This is a genomic window from Rhizobium sp. FG113, from assembly GCF_057809895.1.
Genome location: NZ_JBMDKV010000021.1, coordinates 40,929 through 62,061, shown reverse-complemented (window position 1 = coordinate 62,061; position 21,133 = coordinate 40,929). Strand labels below are relative to the sequence as shown.

Below are 21,133 nucleotides of genomic sequence, written 5' to 3'. Positions count from 1 at the left end.
GATTGCAGGGTAGTGACCGCATGCGAGACTTGATATAGGCTGAAGTCTCAATTTCTTTAGCGATAGTCCTGATTGTGGCCGTTGATCCCCTTGCCGAAATCGTCACGCTGCTGCAGCCCACAGCACGTTTCTCGAAGCTGGTCGAATGCGCCGGCCTCTGGCGGATTGAACGCGAGGCCACGGGCGAGCCCTTCTATTGCGCTGTTATCGAGGGACGCTGCCGCGTGGCATTCGGGGAAGAGCCGCCGTTCATTCTTGAGGCCGGCGACTTCGTCCTGGTGCCGGCCATGCGTGATCTCGTCAATGAGAGCGTCGACGCGCCGCGCGATCTGCCCGCCATCGTTCCGAAGCAGATGAGCGACGGTCGCTTCCGTGTCGGTCGCCTCGATGGGCCGGCCGATCTGCGCATGCGCATCGGGCATTGCAGCTTCGGCTCGCCGGATGCGGCGCTTCTGGTTTCGCTGCTGCCCGATGTCGTTGTCGTTCGCGGCGAACCGCGTCTGGCGACGCTGATGCAATTGGTCGGCGAAGAGACGCGCGAGCGGCGGCCGGGGCGTGAGCTGGTGCTTGAGCGGTTGCTGGAGGTGTTGCTGATCGAGGCGCTCCGATCCGGCACGCAGCCAACGGGGGCGCCGGGGCTCAGCCGGGGTCTGGCGGATGAACGGCTGGCGGCAGCGCTGCACGCGTTGCATGAACGGCCGGCCCATCCCTGGACCGTGGCGGATCTCGCAATCGAGGCGTCACTCTCCCGATCGGCCTTCTTCGCCCGTTTCAGCCGTGTCGTCGGCCTGCCGCCGATGGAGTATCTGCTGGCCTGGCGCATGGCGCTCGCCAAGCAGCTGTTGCGCGGCCGCGAACTCGCGATGGATGAGGTGGCGGAGCGCGTGGGTTATGGCTCGGCGAGCGCGTTCAGCGTCGCCTTCTCGCGATATGCGGGCGTGCCGCCTGCTCGGTATGCCCGCAGTCAGCCTCTGCTTGAGAGGTGATCGACCAACACGCGCAGCTTCTGCGGCTGGCGGTGGCGGCGAGGGTAGTAGATGTAGAAGCCGTCGAAGGGTGGGCCGTAGCTTTCGAGAAGAGGTACGAGCTCGCCGCGCGCGATATAGGGCGCGAAGGTTTCCACCATGCCGAAGGTGATGCCGGCGCCCGAAGAGGCCATGCGCAGCATCATGCCCATGTCGTTGGTGGTCATGTCGGGATCGACCGCCACATCGAAATCACGGCCGTTCTCAGTGAATTCCCAGCGATAGGGGGCGGTGTCGGGTCTGGGGCGCCAGCCGATGCAGACGTGATCGACGAGATCGCGGGGATGTTGCGGCGCGCCGCGTCGCGCGATGTAATCGGGTGATGCGACGGCGCACTGGCGCTGGGCTGAAGAGACGGACACGGCCACCATGTCCTGCTCGATCACCTCGCCCAGGCGGATCCCCGCATCGAAGCCGGCCTCGACGATATCGAACTCGCCGTCGGTGATGGTGATATCCAGGCGCAGCTCCGGATATTTCGCCATGAAGCTTGCCAGCAGCGGGCCGGAGATGACGCGCTCGGCGATGGACGACACGGCGATGCGCAGCAGGCCCGATGGCCGCGCGCGGACCTCGCGCACGGCTTCGATCGCCTCCGCGACGCGGTCGGCAGGCTCCTTGACCAGGGATTGGAACAACTCGCCGGCTTCGGTCAGCCGCACGCTGCGCGTGGTGCGCTGGACGAGCGTGACGCCCAGCCGGTCTTCCAGCCGCTGCAGTGCCTGGCTGACGGCGGAGCGGGTCACGCCCAGCCGCTCGGCGGCGACGCGGAAATTGCGCGCTTCCGCGACGGCGAGGAAAACGGAGATGCCTTCGAACTGGTCGCTCATTGGTTAGAATAACTAACCAAGCTATCTCGGATTGGCAACTCGTTCGATGCCAATGTCGCCCCTATCTCTCATCCCATGGCAAGACGGAAGAGCCGTCGCCTGCAATCGCATCGGCCCTGCGAGGGCGGAAGAGGAGAGAGATGATGAGCGATCACCCCTATGTCGGCATGTGGATCACCGATGACGGCCGGGTTCGGCACGAGCTGCTGGCGAGCGGCCGATGCGACGAGGCACGCGGCAAACGCGAGAGCGCCTATCAGGGGCGCTACGAGGTTCGTGGCGCCCATATCGACTACTGGGACGACACCGGCTTCACCGCCGACGGCGACTTCGTCGACCGCGACACGCTGCACCATGGCGGCATGATCCTGCGCCGGCGCTGAGAACTAACGAAAGAGTGGGCGAAAAGCCCGGAAGGAGACGACATGACTGAGACTTCCCCCATCTGGTTCATTACCGGTGCTTCCTCCGGCCTCGGCCTCGCGCTCGCCGAAGCCGTATTGGCGCGCGGCTGGCGGGCGGCTGTCACGGCGCGCAAGCCCGGCGCGCTCGACGATCTGGTCGCGCGCTACGGCGATCATGTGCTGCCGCTTGCGCTCGATGTGCGCTCCAAAGCGTCGATCGACGAGGCGGTTGCTGCGGCGGAGAAGCATTTTGGCGGCATCGACGTGCTGGTCAACAATGCCGGCTACGGCTATCTCGCGGCGATCGAGGAGGGCGACGATCAGGAGATCCGCGACCAGTTCGAGACCAATGTCTTCGGCCTGATCGCGGTGACCAAGCAGGTGCTTCCCGGCATGCGCGCGCGGCATCGCGGCCATGTGTTCAACACGTCGTCGCTCGGTGGCCTCGTGGCGTTCGCGGCGACCGGCTATTATCACGCCACCAAATTCGCGGTTGAGGGCTTGTCGGAATCGCTGGCGCATGAGGTGGCGCCTGTTGGTATCAAGGTCACCATTCTGGAGCCGGGCGCGTTTCGCACCAACTGGGCCGGCAGTTCGATGATCGAATCGGCGACCGTCATCGACGATTACGCCGAGACGGCGGGCAAGCGAAGGGCCGCGACCCGTGCGGTCTCCGGCAATCAGCCGGGCGATCCGGCGCGTGCCGCAGCGGCCGTTATTGCGGCCTACGAGGCGAAGGAGCCGCCGTTGCGTCTGCTGCTTGGCGCGCCGGCGCTGAAGATCGCGCGCGAGCGGCTGGATGCGCTGCGGTCGAATTTCGATGCCTGGGCGGATGTGACGCTGAGCGCGGATTTTCCGAGCTGAGCCAGTTGAGCTGAGAAAGAGAGAGGCGGGCGTGCGAGCGCCCGCTTTTACTTGACCGAGACCTCGGCGGCCGATTTGGCGGCGGGGCGGCTGTAGTCGTCGACGCGGCCGGCCGGGGGCTTGGCCATCTCGCCATCCTGCACCAGCTTGTCGCGCGGCGACTTGGTGGCGCTGACGGGAATGGCGGCGCCGCCGAGAAGCGCCGTTCCGCCGTCGAGGTTGGGGTCGGAGAGCGCGATCGGGTCGGTGTGATCGGCCGGGTTCGACGACAGGCCGATCGCAGGCGCGCTGCTGTTGTCGAGGCGCACGAGATCGGGGCTTGCCTGGGTGCCGAGTATGCGGCGGGCGGGCTTCTCGACGTAGAAGGCGACCTTGCGGCGGCCTGCATCGGTCATGTTGATGCCGTCGGAGGTGCGCAGGCGCACCTGCTGGCCGTTGATGTCGGAGCCGGTGACGATGAAATCACCGCTTTCGCTGACGAAGCCATCCCAGATATCGACGAACTCGCCGCCGATCGATTCCACCTGCTTGCGGTATACCTGGTTCATCTGCGCCGCATCTGCCATCATCGAGGGTGAATCGAAGGCGGGCAGACCGACCCAGAGCAGCGGGATCTTTCTAGCCGTCACCGCCTTGCCGAAGGCGAGAACGCGGCGCTGGTATTCGGTGTACCAGCCATCGGTGCGGAACTTCTCCTTGCCGACATCGGTCACCATCTGCTGGCGGTCGTTGGCGCCGAGCATGACGACGACCATGGCGGGCTTGGCCTCGTCCATGAATTTCGTCAGCTGCGTCGGCCAGTCGTAATAATCGTCGCGCACGAGGCCGGAGGCCACATTGCTGTGGGTCTCGATGAGGATGCCCGGCGAATCCTGGAAGGCCGCGTCCATGCCGACGCCGAGACCGCCGGCCAGGAAGTCGCCGACGACAAGGATCTTCTGGGCGTTGTCGAGCTTCTCGACGACCTTTTCTTCCGGTGCGATCACGGGTGCCGCGCGTGGCGTGGAGACGGCGGCCTTGGGCGGCGCCTTCTTCTTGCGCTGGGGTACGGCGCGCGGCTGCGTGTACTGGCCGGGCGCCTGCGGGGCCTCGTCGATGTAGCGGCGGCCCAAGAAGAAATCCATGAGCGAGCGGCGCTGATAATAGCGCTGCTCCTGGGCTTCGGCCGAAACGGGCGGCAGGACAGAAGTGGAAAAGACCAGCACCGCCGCGCCCAACGCGCCCCAGCGGAGCATGCCGTGAACGCCACTCTTGGCTGTTGTCTGATCTACTCGTTTACGCATATCGGCCGCCCTGCATCGACGCTTATTTTCTCATGGAGCGGGACGGGCGTCCACACCCCAAAGCGCGGTGCGCGTGTTTTTGATCGCGACGTGACGGCTACTTGCGAAGCGCGTTCAGGAGCGGCAGCGAGGGCTCGCCATCCGCCTGCATGCCGATGCGGCCCTGGACGGCGGCGATCGCGGCCTTGGAACCGCTGCCGAAATTGCCGTCGACCTCGCCGTCATAATAGCCGAGCGCCTTCAGGCGGGTCTGCAGCTCGAACTTCTCCTTGACGTCGAGCGTGCCATCCGGGCGCGGCCAGCGCTGCTTCATGCCGCCATAGCCGGCGATCTCGTCGGCGAGCAGGCCGACGGCGATGGCGTAGCTGTCAGAGGCGTTGTACTTCTTGATGGTGTAGAAGTTGCTGGTCATCAGGAAGCCCGGGCCGTCATTGCCGGCGGGCATCTTCAAGACCGCCTTGCCGGAGCCGTCCTTGAAGCCCATGCCGCTCGGGCGCTTCAGGCCAAGGGCCGACCACTGCGACAGCGTCATGGTCTTGCCGACATGCTTCAGCGCGCTCGATGGAACCTTGACTTCGTAGCCCCAGGTCTTGCCGAAATCCCAGCCGTTCTTCTTCAGGAGATTGGCGGAGGTGGCGAGCGCGTCGGGAACCGAGTTCCAGATGTCGCGGTGGCCGTTGCCATCGGCGTCGACGGCGTAAAGCAGGTAGCTGGTGGGGATGAACTGGGTGTGGCCCATGGCGCCGGCCCAGGAGCCGGTCATGCCATCGGGCGAGATGTCACCGTTCTGCAGGATCTTCAATGCGGCGATCAGCTGCTTCTGCGCGAACTTGGTGCGTTTGGCGTCGGCATAGGCGAGTGTCGCCAGCGCGCGGGGCACGTAATGCAGCCTGTCGTCCTTCTCGAGCACTGCGCCGTAATTCGATTCCATCGACCAAATCGCCAAGAGAATCGTCTTGTCGACGCCGAAGTTCCGCTCGATCCAATTCAACGTAGAGGCGTGTTTGGCCATCATCTTGCGGCCGATCTGGACGGTATAAGGATTTACGCGAGAATCCACGTAATCCCAGATTTTCGTCGTAAATTCAGGCTGATAAGTAGCCTTTTCGAGCACCGTAGGGTCAGGGTCGCTGACGCCTGAGAAAGCTTTACGATAAGTTGCCTTGCTGATGCCATTTTGAGCGGCAGTTTGATAGAAGTCCGCGATCCACTTCTGGAACCGCTGGTCGGCCATGGCGTTAACAGGCGCCAGACTGGCGGATGCGGTCATGATGAATGCGAATGCAAGACCACGAAGGGAGATTTTGTGATTTTGAGTCATCGGCGGTCATCCGTCCTTTCGTTTCAGGCACAGCAGAGCGCAAAAATTCCGCTCAGGCCTGAGACTACCCGAACGGAGTCAACAAATTCTTTACCATGACGCACGAACACAGTCACTATTTGCAAAACCGTAGCAAATCTCATCTAATCCGATCAAAATCGCGTTATATTTCAAGCGTTAGAATCATCCCAGGAGGCCTGTGTGGCAGAGCATAAAAAAGTTCGCAAAGCTGTATTCCCGGTCGCCGGTCTCGGCACGCGCTTCCTTCCGGCCACCAAGGCCGTTCCGAAGGAAATGCTGACTGTCGTCGACAAGCCGATCATTCAGTATGTGGTGGACGAAGCGCTGGAAGCCGGGATCGAGCATTTCGTTTTCGTGACGGGCCGTAACAAGCACATCATCGAAGACTATTTCGACATCCATTTCGAGCTTGAGCAGACGCTGCGCGAGCGCAGCAAGAACGCCGAAATCACGCTGCTCGCAGGCCAGCTTCCCAAGGCTGGTACCGTGAGCTTCACGCGCCAGCAGGAGCCGCTCGGCCTCGGTCACGCCGTATGGTGCGCCCGCGAGATCATCGGCGACGAGCCATTCGCGCTGCTGCTTCCCGACATGATCATGAAGAGCGAAGCCAAGGGCTGCATGAAGGGCATGATCGACCTTTATGCCCAGAGCGGCGGCAACATCATCGCCGTGGAAGAGTGCGCGCCCGATCAGGCCCACAAGTACGGCATCGTCGGCGTCGGCGACGCGATCGGTGACGGCTTCCGCATCACCGGCATGGTCGAAAAGCCCGCCAAGGGCACCGCGCCGTCGAACTTCTTCATCAACGGCCGCTACATCCTGCAGCCTGAAGTGTTCAAGATCCTGGAAACCCAGGAACGCGGCGCCGGCAACGAGATCCAGCTCACCGACGGCATGCTGAAGCTCCTGAAGGACCAGGCTTTCGCCGGCTACCACTTCAAGGGCACGACCTACGACTGCGGCGCCAAGGATGGCTTCATCCTCGCCAACGTCGCCTTCGCGCTTGAGCGTGCGGATATCCGCCCGACCGTGATCGAAGGCTTCAAGGACCTGCTCAAGGGTCTCTGATATCAGGCGATCAAAGGGGAGGCCGCAGCGCGGTCTTCCCGATCGCTGTCAGCGTTTCAGCTTCAGACCGACGCCGGCTCGCCATTGCTGCGAGTCGGCGCCGACTTTTCTGGAGGTGAGTTCGTAGCCGATGGTGCTCGTCAGATCGAGATATCGGTTGATGTTCCAGGTCAGGCCGGCGCTGGTCGTATAGACCGTTTCGTCGCTGATCGTGCTATCCGACGGATAGTCGCGCAAGGTTATCCCACCCAGGAAGGTTCCGACCAGATTGTCGCGCAGCTGATGCGTGACCGTCGTCGTCATGGCACGCGAGATATAGCCCGCGACACCCGGCGTGGTGGATGGCTGCAAGCTGGTCTGCAGGCCGAAGTCGATATCCGTGCCGCGCAGAGGCGACCAGCGGACGCTGGCATCGAGCACGGTTGCGTCGATATCGGACAGCCTGTTGTCGTCGAAGCTGGCGATCTCGTAGCCGACGCCCACTTCGCCGCGCAGTTTTTCGCCGAGATCCACCTCGACGCCGACCTTGGCGCCGTAGCTGTCGCCGGAGCGCTGGTAACCGGCCACGTCGGTCGTCTGGTCATAGACCGTCTTGCCGACATTGCCTTCGATGAAGGGGATCAAGGCAGGCGACAGCTCATAGCCGACGCGGCCACGCAGCGTGCCGGATGTCTGGTCGCGGTCGCTGAGCGAGACGACGGTGCCATCGGACAGCGTGGCGTCGGAATAGATCGTGCGGGTGAAATCGATGCCGGTGCTGCCGCGCAGGATGCCGAAGTCGCGCTCGATCGAGGCGCCGAGGGTGAACTCCTGCACGTCCGACTGCTGGTCGGCGTTCTGGATGGCGTTCGGGTCGTCGGTGTCTTCGCGATAGAAATGGTAGCCGCCGGTGATGTGCGCGGTAGTTTCCTCCGGCAGGTCGAGCCTCAGATCGCCGTTGATCCTGAAGTCCGGCTGCTCCTCGCCTTCGCCGCTGATATTCTTCTGCCAGGCGCCTTCGCTGGTGATGAGCAGCTGATGCAGCGCCCAGTCCGACGTCAACGTCGTCTTCATGTCGGTTTCGAGGAAGGCGCGCGTCTGCTTGACGTCGCCGTCCTTCTGCGTCTCGGTGTTGATGCTCTGCGTCACGGTGGGGCGCAGCACGAAGGTGCCGACGCGAATGCCAGGGGTTTCCTCGGTCGAGAGATTGACGTCGGGCTTGCGCGGCCTGCGCTCGTCGAGCGGGGCTTCGCGGGTGTTCAGCCGCATCATGTCTTCGTCGAGAATGGAGCCGGTGGTTTCGTCGCTCGGCTGGTCGCCTGATGTCGTTTGCCGTGCGGTCGCGGTGGTGTTGGCGTTGGCGCTGTTGGCGGCGCCGTCGTTCGCATTGGTCGGGTCGTCGGTGGATGCGGCGGCGCCGGGTATGGTCGTGCCGTCATCCGGTTGATCGCCCGTCGCATCCGGGGTGGCGATGTAGGCGGACTGGGCAAGTGGGGAGGAGGATGCGGCCGTGCGCGCCGATTGGGCGAGCGCCGAAGTGGGGGCTGCGAGCTCAAGACCAGCTAGTGCCACGGACACGGCAACGCCCGCCGCGCGGAGCGGCGTCAGACTGCTCGTATGTCTCCAATGGCCCATATGGTCGCGCTCGGCATGCTTCGAAGTGGTTACTCGAACGTAAAGCCTCGTGGTTAACCATTCGTTGCCATTTGGCCGAAGGCGGTGGTCAATCCGCCGCTATGGTGGACACCGCGCTGGAAAGCGGCTAACGGAGGACGATGATCAAGCGAGCGGTAAATCTCATCGACAACGGCGTGATCGACTCGGCCAGGCGCACACTCGCCACCGAACGACAGTCGTTGGTGTCCCTCGAACAGGCCTTTGACGGCGATCTCGCCGGGCCTTTCCTGCAGGCCGTAGAAACGATCGGCGGGATTTCGGGGCGAGTGATCGTCACCGGTGTCGGCAAGAGCGGCCATATCGGCGTCAAGATCGCGGCGACGCTGGCATCAACAGGAACGCCCGCCTTCTTCATGCACGCCGCCGAGGCCAATCACGGCGATCTCGGCATGGTGGGGCTGGGGGATGCGGTGCTGGCGCTGTCGAAGGGCGGCGAGAGTGCGGAACTGCGCAACGTGATCGCCTATACGCGCCGCTTCTCCATACCGCTGATCTCCATGACCTGCTCGCCGGACTCGTCGCTGGCCAAGGCGTCCGATGTCGTGCTGTTGATGCCTAATGTCGAGGAAGCCTGCCCGCACGGCCTGGCGCCGACCACGTCGACGATGATGCAGTTGGCCATGGGTGATGCGCTAGCGATCGCGCTGCTTGAGGCGCGCGGCTTTACGGCGCGCGATTTTCATGTGTTCCATCCGGGCGGCAAGCTCGGCGCTGCCCTGAGCCATGTCGCCGACGTCATGCACACGGGCGAGCGCGTGCCGCTGGTTGCCAAGGGCACACCGCTGCCGGAGGCAATCTCGACGCTATCACGCAAGCATTTCGGCTGCGTCGGCATTTTGGATGAAGATGGCCGGCTTTGCGGCATCGTGACCGAGGGTGACATGGCGCGCAACCTGTCGCGCAACCTCTCGGAGCTCGTGGTCGACGATATCATGACGCGGGCGCCGAAGACGGTGAAGCCGAATGTGTTGGCGACAGCAGCACTGGCATTGCTCAACAAGCACAGCATTGGCGCGCTGATTGTCGTCGATGACGACAACAAGCCGGTCGGGCTCATTCATTTCCACGATCTTCTCAGGATCGGCGTGGCCTGATCAAGCCAGCTTGATCGGGATCAAGGCCAGCTTGATCGGGATTAGGCTTCCTCGACCGTCAGGTCACGGCCGTTGCTTGCGATGACCTTGACGCGCGCGCCGACGGGCAGATCCGGGCCGCTCACCTTCCATTGGGTGTCATCCAGCTTGATGCGGCCACGGCCCTCGGTGATCGGTTCGGCGAGCGTCGCGGTACGGCCGACGAGGCTGGCGCCGCGCTGGTTGAGGAAGGGCTCGTCCGTCTCGCCGTGATCGCGCGTCAGCTTGCGGCCGATGAAGGTGGCGGCGACGGCGAAGGCGGCGAACAGGATCGCCTGCAGCTGCCACACCCAGAAGGCGCTATCCCAGAAGAGCAGCGACAGCGCGCCGACGGCGATTGCCGCCAACCCGATCCAGACGAGGAAGAAGCCGGGCACCAGCATCTCGGCGGCGAGCAGCACGAGGCCGACGACCCACCAGCTCCATGGCCCCAATTCCGATGTGATGGCAGCCAGCATCTATCAGCGCTCCGGGTTCTGGTTGAACGGGTTGACCTGCGGCGTGGTGCGCGGGGCCTGAACCTGGCGCGGGGCAGGGGCTGCCGGCGGATTGTCGCCGCCGCCGAAGACTTCCTTGGCGATGGCGCCGATGCCGCTCAGCGAACCGATGATTGACGAGGCCTCGATCGGCATCAGCACGACCTTGGAATTGGTGGCCGAGCCGATCGCGGTCAGCGCCTCGGTGTATTTCTGCGCCACGAAGTAGTTGATCGCCTGTACGTCGCCGGCGGCGATGGCTTCCGACACCATCTTGGTGGCCTTGGCTTCGGCCTCGGCCAGGCGTTCGCGCGCCTCGGCGTTGCGGAAGGCGGATTCGCGCTGGCCCTCAGCCTGCAGGATCGCCGACTGCTTGGCGCCCTCTGCGCGCAGGATCTGCGCATTTCTCGAGCCTTCGGCCTCCAGCACCTGGGCGCGCTTCTCGCGCTCGGCCTTCATCTGGCGGGCCATGGCGTCGACGAGGTCGCGCGGCGGCTGGATGTCCTTGATCTCGACGCGGGTGACTTTGATGCCCCAGGGCTGGACGGCATCATCGACGACGCGCAGCAGGCGGTCGTTGATGGCGTCGCGGTTGGAGAGCAGTTCGTCGAGATCCATCGAGCCCATGACCGAGCGGATGTTGGTCATGGTCAGGTTGAGGATGGCGTTCTCGAGATTGGAGACCTGGTAGGCCGCCTGGGCGGCGTTGAGGATCTGGTAGAAGGCGACGGCATCGGCCGAGACGGAGGCGTTGTCGCGGGTGATGACTTCTTGCGTGGGAACGTCGAGCACCTGCTCCATGACATTCATGCGGGCGCCGACGCGCTCGATGAAGGGGGTGATGATGTTGAGGCCCGGGCCCAGCGTGCGGGTGTAGCGGCCGAAACGCTCGACCGTGTACTGATAACCCTGCGGGACCGTCTTGATGCCGGCGAAGAGCACCAGGATGACGAAGACCACCAGTGCGATGACCACGATGTCGAAGCCGCCCAAAACCATGAAATACCTCCCAAACCCGAATCGAATAGCCGCACCTTAGCCGAGACGATTTCAAAAGCCACGCTCTCAGGTAGTCGTGAGGCCTCACCCATCAAATATGGGGGTTCGATTGGTTCTTCACAATGCGGTCCCTTTGGCCTAGAAGGCGCCTATCCGGTCGCAGCCCACCCGGTCAAAACAAGGGATCAAACATCATGAAGACTATCGTCATCTGCTCCGGCGGATTGGACTCCGTTTCGCTTGCGCACAGAATCGCTGCGGAACAAACCCTCATCGGCCTTCTCTCCTTCGATTACGGCCAGCGCCATCGCAAGGAACTCGACTATGCTGCCGCCTGCGCCAAGAGGCTCGGCGTGCCGCATCAGATCATCGACATCAGGCCGATCGGCAGCCATCTCACCGGCTCGGCGCTGACCGACAATATCGACGTGCCTGATGGACACTATGCCGAGGAAACCATGAAGGCGACCGTGGTTCCGAACCGCAACGCCATCATGCTCGCCATCGCCTTCGGGCTTGCCGCCGCGCAGAAGGCGGATGCCGTGGCTGTAGCCGTGCATGGCGGCGACCACTTCATCTATCCGGATTGCCGCCCCGGCTTCATCGACGCGTTCCAGGTGATGCAGGATGCGGCGCTGGACGGCTATGCCAGTGTCAAGCTGCAGGCGCCCTACGTCAACGCCACCAAGGCGGATATCGTTACCGATGGGGCAAAGCACGGCACGCCATTTGCGGAGACGTGGTCGTGCTACAAGGGCGGGGCGCGCCATTGCGGGCGCTGCGGCACCTGCGTCGAGCGTCGCGAGGCCTTTCATCTGGCCGGCGTCGCGGACCCGACGGAGTACGAGGACGCGGATTTCTGGAAGTCGGCGACATCGGGCTTCTCGGCCACGGAGGTGTAACCCCGTGTTCCGCATCACCAAGGAATTCCACTTCTCCGCCTCGCATCAGCTCTCGCACCTACCCGCCGATCATCAGTGCGCGCGGCTGCATGGGCACAACTATATCGTCGTCGTCGAGCTTGCGGCTGCAGAGCTCAACGCGGACGGCTTTGTACGCGACTATCACGAGCTTGCTCCGCTGAAGCGCTATATCGACGAGCGCTTCGACCACCGGCATCTGAACGAGGTCTTGGGCCACGACCGGGTGACGTCGGAATATCTCGCCAAGCACTTCTACGACTGGTGCAAGGCGATCCTGCCGGAAACGTCCGCCGTTCGGGTCAGCGAGACGCCGAAGACCTGGGCGGAGTATCGGCCATGAGCGCCGATCACAAGATCCGCGTCAGCGAGATCTTCGGACCGACCATCCAGGGCGAGGGCGTGCTGATCGGCCTGCCGACGGTGTTCGTGCGCACGGGAGGCTGCGATTACCGCTGTTCGTGGTGCGACACGCTGCATGCCGTCGACAGCGAATACCGCGATCAATGGACGCCGATGTCGGTGGAGGAAATCTGGGCCGAGGTCGTTTCGCTCTCGGGCGGGCAGCCGCTCACCGTCTCGCTGTCCGGCGGCAATCCGGCGATCCAGCCGTTGGGACCGCTGATTGCGCGCGGACATGCGGAGGGCTATCGGTTCGCGCTGGAGACGCAGGGCAGTGTCGCCAGGGATTGGTTTGCCGATCTCGATACGCTGGTCGTGAGCCCGAAGCCGCCGTCGAGCGGCATGGAGACGGACTGGGGGCAGTTCGAGGACTGTCTGGCGCGGGCGGCCGGCGTGCCTGAGGTTGCGCTGAAGATCGTGGTGTTCGATGAGCGGGATTATCGCTATGCGCGGGAGGTTGCGGGGCGGTATCCGGATATGCCGGTCTATCTGCAGCCCGGCAACCACACCCCGCCGCCTGCTGATGACGATGATGCCAGGATCGATATCGATGGGATCATGGAGCGGATGTTGTGGCTGGTGGGGAAGGTGACCGAGGATCGGTGGTTCGAGGCCAGGGTGCTGCCGCAGCTGCATGTGCTGTTGTGGGGGAATAGGCGGGGGGTGTGAGTGGGGCTTTGTGGGCTACGGGTTCTGTTTTGCCGTGGGTTACCCCCCTCTGTCCTGCCGGACATCTCCCCCACAAGGAGGGAGATCGACTCGTGGTCTGCTCCCAGCCAAACAATGAGCGTGGAGCGAGCGGGCAAGCCCAGCCAATCTCCCCACCTGTGGGGGAGATGCCCGGCAGGGCAGAGGGGGGTAATGCTGGTCGCAGCGGCTGACGAGGCCTAGCCGCTACCCTCAAACCCACCCCAACAATTCCCGCCGCACCACCTTCTCCAGCACCGCCATCCCATCATCGCTGTCGTTCAGACACGGAATATGCGCGAACTTCTCGCCGCCATTCTCGTGGAACGAATGCGCTGCCTGCTCGGCGATCTCTTCCAGCGTCTCGAGACAGTCGGAGACGAAGCCGGGGTTCAACACGGCGATCTTTTTCACGCCGTCCTTGGCGAGCTGCTCCACCGTCTTGTCGGTGTAGGGCTGCAGCCATTCTTCCGGGCCGAAGCGGGACTGGAAGGTGACCATGAACTGGTCCTTGGACAGACCGAGCTTTTCGCGCAGCAGGCGGCCGGTCTTCTGGCATTGGCAGTAATAGGGGTCGCCCTTCTTGAAGTAGGACATGGGGATGCCGTGGAAGGAGGCGATGATCTTTTCCGGTTGCCAGTCCAGCGTCGACAGATGCTTGGTGATCGAGTTGGCCAGCGCCTCGATATAGGTGTCGTCGTCGTGATAATCGGGCACGGTGCGCAGCGCCGGCTGCCAGCGCATCTTCAACAGGTGCTGGAAGGCCTTGTCGTTGACGGTCGCGGTGGTGGCGGCGGCATATTGCGGGTAGAGCGGGAAGAGCACGATGCGGTCGCAGCCGTCATCCTTCAGCGCCTGGATGCGCGAGGCGATCGAGGGGGTGCCGTAGCGCATGGCCCAGTCGACCTTGACGTTCTCCAAATCCTTCAGCCGCTCGGCCATCAGGTCCGACTGGCTGCGGGTGTAGGTGCGCAGATAGCTCTCGTCCTTCTCCTTGTTCCAGATCAGCTCGTAAGCCTTGCCGACCTTGCCGGGGCGGGTATTCAACACGATGCCGAAGAGGATCGGATACCACTTCCAGGGCGACCATTCGATGACGCGCTTGTCGGTCAGGAATTCCTTGAGATAACGGCGCATCGAGGTGTAGTCGGTGCCGTCAGGGGTGCCGAGATTGACGAGCAGGACGCCCACCTTGCCATAGTTCACCTGCGGGTGGTTCGCGGGATGGTGCGTGGTATCAACGGTCGTCATTCAAACCTCAGTTCTGCTGCTCAGCCGCTCATACGCGGACGAGATCGAATGGTTCACCCTATAGGAACAAAAGCCGGCCCGGGAAACCCCGGACCGGCTCACATCATTGGGACAAATCGTCATACTTTATTCCGTCCAGCCGCAAGGCTTACTTGGACGGGATCTGCAGCTCCTTGCCAACAGTCAGGTGGCGCGGGGTCGGCTTGCCGTTGGCCTCGGAGATCTTCTTCCAGAGCGTGCCGTCGCCATAGAACTGCTTGGCGAGATCCCACAGCGTGTCGCCCGATGCGATGACGTGGGTGGTCGGCGTGTTTGGGGCGAGAGCCGCAGGGGCTTCCGTGGACGGTGCCGTTGCCGCCGGGGCGGCGGGAGCAGGCGTTGCTTCAGGCGTGGCCGGCGCGGTTGCTGCCGGTGCGGTTGCTGCCGGTGCCGAGGGGGCGGCCGGTATGGTCGTCTCGGATGCCGTCGGTGCAGGCGCTGCGGCCGAAGAGGCGACCTCGGTCACGCGTCCATCGGTGTAGGGCTTGTAGGGCGAGTGGGCGGCGAGGAAATCGGCGGTGACGTCGGCGAGGTCGGGGCCGAAGTCATAGGCGTTCTTGCCCGCTGTCGCGAAGATCGAATAGCCGTCGCCGCCTGCGCGCATGTAGTTGTTGGTGACCACGCCGTAGGTCTTGGCGTCGTCGAGCGCCACGAAGGCGTCGCCGTCCTTGACCTCGACGGAGACGACGCGGCTGCCTGGCGGCTTCGACTTGTCGAAGCTGTACTTCATGCCAGCCACCTGCGGGAAGCGGCCGGCGCCTTCCTCGATCTTGCCGAGGCCGTTTTCCAGCGCCGCGCGGATATCGGCGCCTTTCAGCTGGAAGGTGGCGAGCGTGTTCTGGAAGGGGAGCACGGTGATGACTTCGCCCTGGGTGACGTCGCCGCCGTCGATCGACGAGCGCAGGCCGCCGCCGTTCTGGATGGCGATCTGCATGCCCTGGCTCTTGCCGCGATCGAGCATCGCGTCGGCGACGAGGTTGCCCATCGAGCATTCCTCGACGCGGCAGACCTTGCGGTCGCCTTCGATCGGGCCCTCGGAGGAGCCGATGACCTTCTTGCGCAGGTCTTCGATCGGCTTGGCGAGCTCGGTGATGCGGGCGGCGATTTCGGGGTCGGGCGTGAACGAGCTGTCGATCAGGATCGGGTCGCCCTTGGCTTCCTTGACGACGCCGTTGTCGTCGAAGGTGATCACGACATCGCCGAGATACTTGCTGTAGGAGGCGGCGGTGACGACGGGGACCTTATAGCCACCGGGATTATCGACCATGGTCGGATAGGGGCCTTCGGCCTTCGGATCGGTGTTCGACAGAAGCGTGTGCGAGTGGCCGCCGACGACGACATCGACATCGGGGATCTTGGCGATATCCGAGAGGTCCCTGGTGTAGCCGACATGGGTCAGCGCGATGATCTTGTTGACGCCTTCGGCCTTGAGCTTGGCGGCTTCCCTTGATATCGCCGCGACATCGTCAGTGAACTTGACGTTCGGACCGGGGGAGGCGAGTTCCGGGGTTTCGGTGGTGACGACGCCGATGATGCCGATCTTCTGGCCGCCGATCTCGAGCACGACCGAGGGTTCCGGCTTCTTCTTGATCGTCGAGGCGTCGGAGATTTCGACATTGGCGGCGGTGACGGGGAAGGCGACCTTGTCCATGAACGGCGCCAGCGCCTTTTCACCGTCGTCGAATTCATGGTTGCCGAGCGTCATGGCGTCGAACTTGATCGCGTTGACCATCTCCAGTTCGGCGGTGCCCTTATATGTCGAGTAAAACAGCGAGCCCTGGAAATTGTCGCCGGCGTTCAGTGTCAGCACGTTCTGGCCGGCCAATGCGGCGCGGCGCTGGTCGATCGCGGTCTTCAGGCGAGCGGCGCCGCCGAAGCATTCCTTCTTGCTCTCCTCTTCGGCCGAGCAGGTGGAATCGAACTTGTTGATCGCCTCGATGCGCGAATGGAAATCGTTGATGTGTAAAATATTGAGCTGGTAATCGGCAAAGGCGGCGCTGCTCGACAGCGCCAATACGGACGCGGTCAGCAGACCGAATTGAAACGATTTCGTCATCCTGTTCTCCTGGTTTTATCGGCGGCGCTCGAACCTGATCCGGTTTGCCGGATGCCAGTCCCCCAAGCCCCGCCGTCCCTACACGGTCGATGTTTCCATCAACCCTTAGTGGCCGCAAGAGAAAAACCTGTGACAGCGCGGGTGCATTCCAAGAGCGGTAAACAAAAAAAGCTCCCGCGAGGGGAGCTTTTCCGATCGACCATACAAGGCGATTTACATGTGGCGGTTGAGGCTGAACTGCGAGCCGCTGTCGGAGGTGCAGTTGAGCTGGCTCTGGGTGACCAGCGCGCAGTTGACCTTGGACTGCGTCTTGCGCACCAGCGAGGTCATGTTGATCTCGACCAGCGTCGGCGACGTGTTGATGTAGGTGCCCGAGGCCAGCATCTGGTTGGTGTCGGTCGTGCGCGTCGTGAACGTGCCAGCCTGGAAGGTGGAGATGATGCCGTTCGGATCCGACCAGGAGCCTTCCACGCCTGTCTGCGCCGGGGCGGCGGCAACGGGCATCGGACGCGGTGACTGCGGAACGCATGCCGAAAGGGCCGCCGAAGCACTCGCGATCACGAGGAGGGTTTTGAGTCTCATAAGATTCTCCCGGAGGTTCAGACCGAAAAACATAACGCTTGGTTAACGAACACATGGCGCGAGCGTTCCGGGAAGGCAAGGCTTCTTGCGCGCGTCAGGGCATTTATACAGCAGGCGTTACAAAAATGCCCGCCTTGCGGCGGGCATCTGGTGATCGTGATCTCGTTTCTATCAGCGAACGAGGATGTTCTTGAACTGCCAAGGATCCTTGGTGTCGATGTCCTCGGGGAAGAGGCCCGGGCGGCCATCGAGCGGGGTCCAGTCGGTGTAGTGACCTTCGACCGGGCCGAGGTAGGGCAGCTGTACTTCGAGGCAGCGCTTGTAGTCGATCTCGTCGGCTTCGACGATGCCGGCCTTCGGGTTTTCAAGCGCGTAGACCATACCGGCCAGAACCGCCGAGGTGACCTGCAGGCCGGTGGCGTTCTGGTAAGGCGCGATGCGGCGGGTCTCTTCGAGCGACAGGCGCGAGCCGAACCAGTAGGCGTTCTTCTCGTGGCCGTAGAGCAGCACGCCGAGTTCGTCGACGCCATCAACGAGTTCATGCTCGTCGAGAACGTGGTGAACCGGCTGCGCGGTGCCGCCGTTGCCGAACATCTCGTGCAGCGACAGAACGGCGTCGTTTGCGGGATGGTAGGCGTAGTGGCAGGTCGGGCGGAAGGTCACTTCGCCGTCCTTGTCGCGCACCGTGAAGTAATCGGCGATCGAGATGGACTCGTTGTGGGTGACGAGGAAGCCATACTGCGGGCCAGGTGTCGGGCACCAGGTGCGAACGCGGGTGTTGGCGCCCGGCTGCTCGAGGTAGATGGCGGCCTGGCAGCCCTTCTTGTGCTTCTTGGCGTTCTTCGGCATCCAGTTTTCGTGGGTGCCCCAGCCGAGTTCGGCCGGCTGCAGACCTTCGGAAATGAAGCCTTCGACGGACCAGGTGTTCCAGAAGACATTGAGCGGCTTCGGGTTCTTGGTGAGTTGCGTGTCGCGCTCGGCAATGTGGACGCCCTTGACGCCGAGCTTCTTCATCAGCTTGGCCCAGCCTTCGCGGTCATGCTGATCCGGCTCGTCGAACTTCAGGCCGGTGTCGTTTGCGAGGTTTACCAGCGCCTGCTTGACGAACCAGGAAACCATGCCCGGGTTTGCGCCGCAGGTGGAAACGGCGGTGGCGCCGCCCGGGTTCTTGGCCTTTTCCTTGCGAACGGTTTCGCGCAGCGCATAGTTGGTGCGGTCGGCGTTCTTCATGGACTTGTCGAAGTAGAAGCCGAGCCACGGCTCGACGACGGTGTCGATATAGAGAACGTCGAGCTTGCGGCAGAGCTTCATCAGGTCGAGCGAGCCGGTATCAACAGAGAGATTGACGCAGAAGCCCTGGCCTTCGCCTTCGGTCAGAAGCGGCTTCAGCAGCTCCTTGTAGTTGTCCTTGGTCACATATTCCTTGATGTGACGGACGCCGTGCTGCTTGAGGATCTCCATGTCGGAGGGTTCTTCACGCGGGTCGATGACGACCATCCGGCTCTTGTCGAACTTGAAGTGGCGCTCGATCAGGGGCAGCGTGCCGCGGCCAATGGAGCCAAAGCCGATCATGACGATCGGGCCGGTAATTTCGGCATATACCGGGTGGTTCTGTTCCGTCATTCTTTTCTCCTGTGGAAGGCGACGAAGGCGAGAAGCCTCTAAGAATTCATTTGAAATCGTTCAAATACCGCTAGGTGACCGGCTCTAATCACAAAATCACGTCACAATAAAGAGCGTTCCGGCCGGGAATGTAAATATCAGGTGAAGCGATCATTGCTTGCAAACGCGTGCAATTTCGCCGCCAACTCGCGCTTCTGCAGGCTCAGTCCCTTGTAGGCCGCCTGGTGCTCGTCGAGGCTTTCGAGCTGCGCGGCGAAGCTGGCCGCCAAGCTTTGCGCCTGCGGGTGATGGGCAATAGCGGAGATCGGGTCGACGTAGACGCGGATGGTGAAGAGGATATCGCCCGAGCGTGGGAGCTTGCGCAGCGTCTGGCGCTCGACGCGGGCGAAGCGATCGTCCAGCGTAAACGGTTCGGCCTGCGGTGGGCGGCGGTGCTTGGAGAGCGGCAGGAAGAGGGCGCTCGAGGTGTTGACCGACCAGTTCAGCCGCTCGACCGGTTGAGAAACCTGCAGATTGTCGAAGATGCGGTGGATCAGGGTGGCGTTTCGCGTGCCCTCGCTAAAGCCCGGCACATCCGCATGGATCGCATGCATCGGCCGGCCGAATTTTTCGCGCAGCGACCATGAGGAGGGGAAGGCGACGAAACCGGCCACGAGATGCCAGCCATCCTGCCTGCGGCGCATGATGACAAGATCGTCTTGGATCATCAGGCCGGCGCGGAGCAGCGGCGGAAGGTCACCTGCGATCTCGGGACAGAGGTTGGGGTGGCGTTCGGTTAGATGTTGCCGCAGCAGGTCGAGCGCTTCCTGTTGTGCGTCCGATGTGTCGGCTTCAGCGACGAAGACGTCGTCGCGACTGCTCTCGACCAGCGCACGCTTTTCGCCGACATAGCGAGCCCAATCGGCATCGGGCTCGATCCAACGGTCGGGATCGAGCGGCATCAGGCCGATGGTGAAGGGCTTGGCCGAGCCGTCATAGGGCGTGTAGGTCGGTGGCGTCATGGATGAACTCTAGCGCTCCGGCGTACCCTGATGGAAGACCATGCGCCACGTGCCGTTGGCATCGCGGCGCCAGATGGAGCTGCGGAGCGCCTGGACGGGCGGCTCCCCCCGGACGATGCGCTCCGAGCGATAGGTGGCGAGAACCACGTCGGATGCGAGTGTTTGAATTTCGAAATCCGTCAGCTGGCGCGTCGTGCCGTCGCTGGGCTCTTCCAGCAGAGCGGCGATGATCTCCTCGTAACGATAAAGGCGACCGGAGCTGCCGATCTCGCGAAAATCCGGTGAGAGCAGGGTCTCGAGCAGGCTGCGCTTGTTGCGGACCGTCTGGTCGAACAACCTCTCTTCCAGCAAACGGATATGGTCGCGCAGTTCGCTGTTCATCGGCTTACCCCTCCCAAACCTCCAGCCCGGCTATCTCCGCCGTGAACCAAGGCGTCGCATTCCGGAACAACCAAATAGTGCAATTGCGCCGAAACCATCCATCTTCTTTTCAGATTTCTGCGTCAAACTGCGAATCATCTTATATCCACGCCCCGGAACCATCGGATGAACCAGATATCGGAGCGGCTTGCGGAATTGCAGGAAGACAGTTCCGTCCTGATCGCGCTTTATGATCAGGACGATCGCCTGCGCTACGCGAACCCGGCCTTTCGCAGCACCTATTCGCTGGACCCCGAGGAGTGCCCGCTATGGGCCGAGCTGATGCGGCGCAATACGCGCAGCGGCAAGGGCACGATCATCCGGACCTCCGACTTCGAGACCTGGCTGGTCTCGGCACAATCGCGGCGCGGCAAGCTGCCGTTTCGCGCCTTCGAGACGGATGTGGTCGACGGGCGCTGGCTGTGGATGACGGAGACGGTTCAGAAGGACGGCTGGATGCTCTGCATCGCCAGCGACATCACGCATCTGAAAGCCAGCGAGCGGGATGTCCGGCAGGATCGCGACTTCGCGCTGAAGGCCTCACAGACGGACGAGCTCACCAGCGTCTCCAACCGCCGCTTCATGATGGCGGCGCTCGACAGTCTCGCCAACGGTCATGCCGCGCCGCGGCCCATGGGTGGCTGCATCTGCATCATCGATCTCGATTTCTTCAAGCGCATCAACGATCTCTATGGGCATCAGACGGGTGACGACGTGCTGGTCGATTTCGCCCGGCGGGTGCATCCTCTCGTGCGCAGGCGCGACAGTTTCGGCCGGATTGGTGGGGAGGAGTTCATGCTGATCCTGCCGGATACGACCCTGGCGCAGGGCGAGTTGATCATCGAGCGGATCTTGACCACGGTGCGCGGCGCCCGGCCGATCCTCAGCGTGCCGAGTTTCTCCTACACCTGCTCGGCCGGGCTTGCGGAACTGCATCCCGGCGATACGGCGCGCGAGCTCTATGCGCGCGCCGACGAGGCGCTCTATCACGCCAAGCAGGGCGGGCGGGATCGGTTGCGGATCGTTGCCTAAAACGTGTCGCGATCCTGCGGATTCGCTTGCCACGCTTTAA

Annotated in this window: 20 protein-coding genes and 1 pseudogene; 9 read left to right on the top strand and 12 right to left on the bottom strand. The window is 63.0% G+C overall.

Annotation, left to right across the window (positions count from 1 at the left end; translation table 11 throughout):
* The first annotated feature begins 74 nt into the window (after positions 1-74).
* Positions 75-986: an AraC family transcriptional regulator gene (locus tag ACODTZ_RS30965; protein WP_489030494.1), complete on the top strand. Its 912-nt coding sequence runs from the start codon at positions 75-77 to the stop codon at positions 984-986.
* On the opposite strand, the gene ACODTZ_RS30960 is transcribed toward ACODTZ_RS30965, so the two are convergent.
* Positions 965-1,855 (bottom strand): LysR family transcriptional regulator, encoded by an 891-nt coding sequence (locus ACODTZ_RS30960; RefSeq protein ID WP_489030492.1) that lies wholly within the window; start codon positions 1,853-1,855, stop codon positions 965-967. The two genes, ACODTZ_RS30965 and ACODTZ_RS30960, sit on opposite strands and share 22 nt — an antisense overlap.
* 143 nt (positions 1,856-1,998) lie before the next feature.
* Between ACODTZ_RS30960 and ACODTZ_RS30955 the strand changes: the two are divergent.
* Both ACODTZ_RS30955 and ACODTZ_RS30950 read left to right on the top strand, forming a co-directional pair.
* A pseudogene (locus ACODTZ_RS30955) lies at positions 1,999-2,238 on the top strand (Atu4866 domain-containing protein); the annotation flags it as partial.
* Positions 2,239-2,280: 42 nt separating this feature from the next.
* Positions 2,281-3,123, top strand: a complete 843-nt coding sequence (locus tag ACODTZ_RS30950) for an oxidoreductase (RefSeq protein ID WP_489030490.1) — start codon at positions 2,281-2,283, stop codon at positions 3,121-3,123.
* 47 nt (positions 3,124-3,170) lie between these two features.
* On the opposite strand, the gene ACODTZ_RS30945 is transcribed toward ACODTZ_RS30950, so the two are convergent.
* Both ACODTZ_RS30945 and ACODTZ_RS30940 read right to left on the bottom strand, forming a co-directional pair.
* Positions 3,171-4,406, bottom strand: a complete 1,236-nt coding sequence (locus tag ACODTZ_RS30945; RefSeq protein WP_489030488.1) for an SGNH/GDSL hydrolase family protein — start codon at positions 4,404-4,406, stop codon at positions 3,171-3,173.
* 97 nt (positions 4,407-4,503) lie between these two features.
* Positions 4,504-5,727, bottom strand: a complete 1,224-nt coding sequence (locus tag ACODTZ_RS30940; RefSeq protein ID WP_047509502.1) for a lytic murein transglycosylase — start codon at positions 5,725-5,727, stop codon at positions 4,504-4,506.
* A gap of 201 nt (positions 5,728-5,928) precedes the next feature.
* On the opposite strand from ACODTZ_RS30940, the gene galU reads away from it, so the two are divergent.
* The gene (galU, locus tag ACODTZ_RS30935) at positions 5,929-6,816 is read left to right on the top strand and encodes a UTP--glucose-1-phosphate uridylyltransferase GalU (protein WP_018899750.1); all 888 of its coding nucleotides are present in this window, start codon (positions 5,929-5,931) and stop codon (positions 6,814-6,816) included.
* Positions 6,817-6,864: 48 nt separating this feature from the next.
* Here galU and ACODTZ_RS30930 read toward each other — a convergent pair whose 3' ends face one another.
* Positions 6,865-8,430, bottom strand: a complete 1,566-nt coding sequence (locus ACODTZ_RS30930; RefSeq protein ID WP_489030486.1) for an outer membrane beta-barrel protein — start codon at positions 8,428-8,430, stop codon at positions 6,865-6,867.
* Positions 8,431-8,570: 140 nt separating this feature from the next.
* On the opposite strand from ACODTZ_RS30930, the gene ACODTZ_RS30925 reads away from it, so the two are divergent.
* Positions 8,571-9,566, top strand: coding sequence for a KpsF/GutQ family sugar-phosphate isomerase (locus tag ACODTZ_RS30925; RefSeq protein WP_489030484.1), 996 nt, complete (start codon positions 8,571-8,573; stop codon positions 9,564-9,566).
* A gap of 41 nt (positions 9,567-9,607) precedes the next feature.
* Here the strand turns inward: ACODTZ_RS30925 and ACODTZ_RS30920 are convergent, their stop codons facing one another.
* Both ACODTZ_RS30920 and ACODTZ_RS30915 read right to left on the bottom strand, forming a co-directional pair.
* Positions 9,608-10,063: an NfeD family protein gene (locus ACODTZ_RS30920; protein ID WP_413395072.1), complete on the bottom strand. Its 456-nt coding sequence runs from the start codon at positions 10,061-10,063 to the stop codon at positions 9,608-9,610.
* 3 nt (positions 10,064-10,066) lie between these two features.
* Positions 10,067-11,080 carry an SPFH domain-containing protein gene (locus ACODTZ_RS30915; protein WP_037182834.1) on the bottom strand — a complete coding sequence of 338 codons (1,014 nt, stop codon included), beginning with the start codon at positions 11,078-11,080 and terminating at the stop codon, positions 10,067-10,069.
* Positions 11,081-11,274: 194 nt separating this feature from the next.
* On the opposite strand from ACODTZ_RS30915, the gene queC reads away from it, so the two are divergent.
* From queC to queE, 3 genes are read left to right on the top strand one after another with little or no spacing between them, the layout of a single operon-like run.
* Positions 11,275-11,982 (top strand): 7-cyano-7-deazaguanine synthase QueC, encoded by a 708-nt coding sequence (queC, locus tag ACODTZ_RS30910; protein WP_489030482.1) that lies wholly within the window; start codon positions 11,275-11,277, stop codon positions 11,980-11,982.
* A 4-nt stretch (positions 11,983-11,986) separates the two neighbouring features.
* Complete coding sequence (gene queD, locus ACODTZ_RS30905; protein WP_209235534.1) at positions 11,987-12,343, top strand: 6-carboxytetrahydropterin synthase QueD; 357 nt, start codon at positions 11,987-11,989, stop codon at positions 12,341-12,343.
* Positions 12,340-13,071 (top strand): 7-carboxy-7-deazaguanine synthase QueE, encoded by a 732-nt coding sequence (gene queE, locus ACODTZ_RS30900; protein WP_489030479.1) that lies wholly within the window; start codon positions 12,340-12,342, stop codon positions 13,069-13,071. Before queD ends, queE begins: the two co-directional genes overlap by 4 nt.
* Before the next feature lie 231 nt (positions 13,072-13,302).
* On the opposite strand, the gene hemH is transcribed toward queE, so the two are convergent.
* From hemH to ACODTZ_RS30870, 6 genes are all read right to left on the bottom strand, one after another.
* Positions 13,303-14,340, bottom strand: a complete 1,038-nt coding sequence (gene hemH / locus ACODTZ_RS30895) for a ferrochelatase (protein WP_489030478.1) — start codon at positions 14,338-14,340, stop codon at positions 13,303-13,305.
* A 148-nt stretch (positions 14,341-14,488) separates the two neighbouring features.
* Positions 14,489-16,435, bottom strand: a complete 1,947-nt coding sequence (locus ACODTZ_RS30890) for a 5'-nucleotidase C-terminal domain-containing protein (protein WP_489030476.1) — start codon at positions 16,433-16,435, stop codon at positions 14,489-14,491.
* Between the two features lie 213 nt (positions 16,436-16,648).
* Positions 16,649-17,017, bottom strand: a complete 369-nt coding sequence (gene omp10 / locus ACODTZ_RS30885; RefSeq protein WP_026283239.1) for an outer membrane lipoprotein Omp10 — start codon at positions 17,015-17,017, stop codon at positions 16,649-16,651.
* A gap of 171 nt (positions 17,018-17,188) precedes the next feature.
* Entirely contained in the window at positions 17,189-18,640 is a 1,452-nt protein-coding gene (locus ACODTZ_RS30880; protein ID WP_047509483.1) for a homospermidine synthase, read from the bottom strand.
* A 137-nt stretch (positions 18,641-18,777) separates the two neighbouring features.
* Positions 18,778-19,641: a heme-dependent oxidative N-demethylase family protein gene (locus ACODTZ_RS30875; RefSeq protein WP_489030473.1), complete on the bottom strand. Its 864-nt coding sequence runs from the start codon at positions 19,639-19,641 to the stop codon at positions 18,778-18,780.
* A gap of 9 nt (positions 19,642-19,650) precedes the next feature.
* Entirely contained in the window at positions 19,651-20,022 is a 372-nt protein-coding gene (locus ACODTZ_RS30870) for a nuclear transport factor 2 family protein (RefSeq protein ID WP_113236414.1), read from the bottom strand.
* Positions 20,023-20,187: 165 nt separating this feature from the next.
* Between ACODTZ_RS30870 and ACODTZ_RS30865 the strand changes: the two genes are divergently transcribed.
* The gene (locus ACODTZ_RS30865; RefSeq protein WP_489030471.1) at positions 20,188-21,093 is read left to right on the top strand and encodes a GGDEF domain-containing protein; all 906 of its coding nucleotides are present in this window, start codon (positions 20,188-20,190) and stop codon (positions 21,091-21,093) included.
* Positions 21,094-21,133: the final 40 nt, after the last annotated feature.

Coding starts and splice junctions, on each gene's coding strand:
- ACODTZ_RS30925 (WP_489030484.1), top strand. CDS start 8,571: ATGATCAAGCGAGCGGTAAATCTCATCGACAACGGCGTGATCGACTCG.
- ACODTZ_RS30890 (WP_489030476.1), bottom strand. CDS start 16,435: ATGACGAAATCGTTTCAATTCGGTCTGCTGACCGCGTCCGTATTGGCG.
- ACODTZ_RS30960 (WP_489030492.1), bottom strand. CDS start 1,855: ATGAGCGACCAGTTCGAAGGCATCTCCGTTTTCCTCGCCGTCGCGGAA.
- ACODTZ_RS30945 (WP_489030488.1), bottom strand. CDS start 4,406: ATGCGTAAACGAGTAGATCAGACAACAGCCAAGAGTGGCGTTCACGGC.
- ACODTZ_RS30920 (WP_413395072.1), bottom strand. CDS start 10,063: ATGCTGGCTGCCATCACATCGGAATTGGGGCCATGGAGCTGGTGGGTC.
- ACODTZ_RS30875 (WP_489030473.1), bottom strand. CDS start 19,641: ATGACGCCACCGACCTACACGCCCTATGACGGCTCGGCCAAGCCCTTC.
- queC (WP_489030482.1), top strand. CDS start 11,275: ATGAAGACTATCGTCATCTGCTCCGGCGGATTGGACTCCGTTTCGCTT.
- ACODTZ_RS30950 (WP_489030490.1), top strand. CDS start 2,281: ATGACTGAGACTTCCCCCATCTGGTTCATTACCGGTGCTTCCTCCGGC.
- ACODTZ_RS30940 (WP_047509502.1), bottom strand. CDS start 5,727: ATGACTCAAAATCACAAAATCTCCCTTCGTGGTCTTGCATTCGCATTC.
- hemH (WP_489030478.1), bottom strand. CDS start 14,340: ATGACGACCGTTGATACCACGCACCATCCCGCGAACCACCCGCAGGTG.
- ACODTZ_RS30870 (WP_113236414.1), bottom strand. CDS start 20,022: ATGAACAGCGAACTGCGCGACCATATCCGTTTGCTGGAAGAGAGGTTG.
- omp10 (WP_026283239.1), bottom strand. CDS start 17,017: ATGAGACTCAAAACCCTCCTCGTGATCGCGAGTGCTTCGGCGGCCCTT.
- ACODTZ_RS30915 (WP_037182834.1), bottom strand. CDS start 11,080: ATGGTTTTGGGCGGCTTCGACATCGTGGTCATCGCACTGGTGGTCTTC.
- queE (WP_489030479.1), top strand. CDS start 12,340: ATGAGCGCCGATCACAAGATCCGCGTCAGCGAGATCTTCGGACCGACC.
- ACODTZ_RS30930 (WP_489030486.1), bottom strand. CDS start 8,430: ATGGGCCATTGGAGACATACGAGCAGTCTGACGCCGCTCCGCGCGGCG.
- ACODTZ_RS30865 (WP_489030471.1), top strand. CDS start 20,188: ATGAACCAGATATCGGAGCGGCTTGCGGAATTGCAGGAAGACAGTTCC.
- ACODTZ_RS30880 (WP_047509483.1), bottom strand. CDS start 18,640: ATGACGGAACAGAACCACCCGGTATATGCCGAAATTACCGGCCCGATC.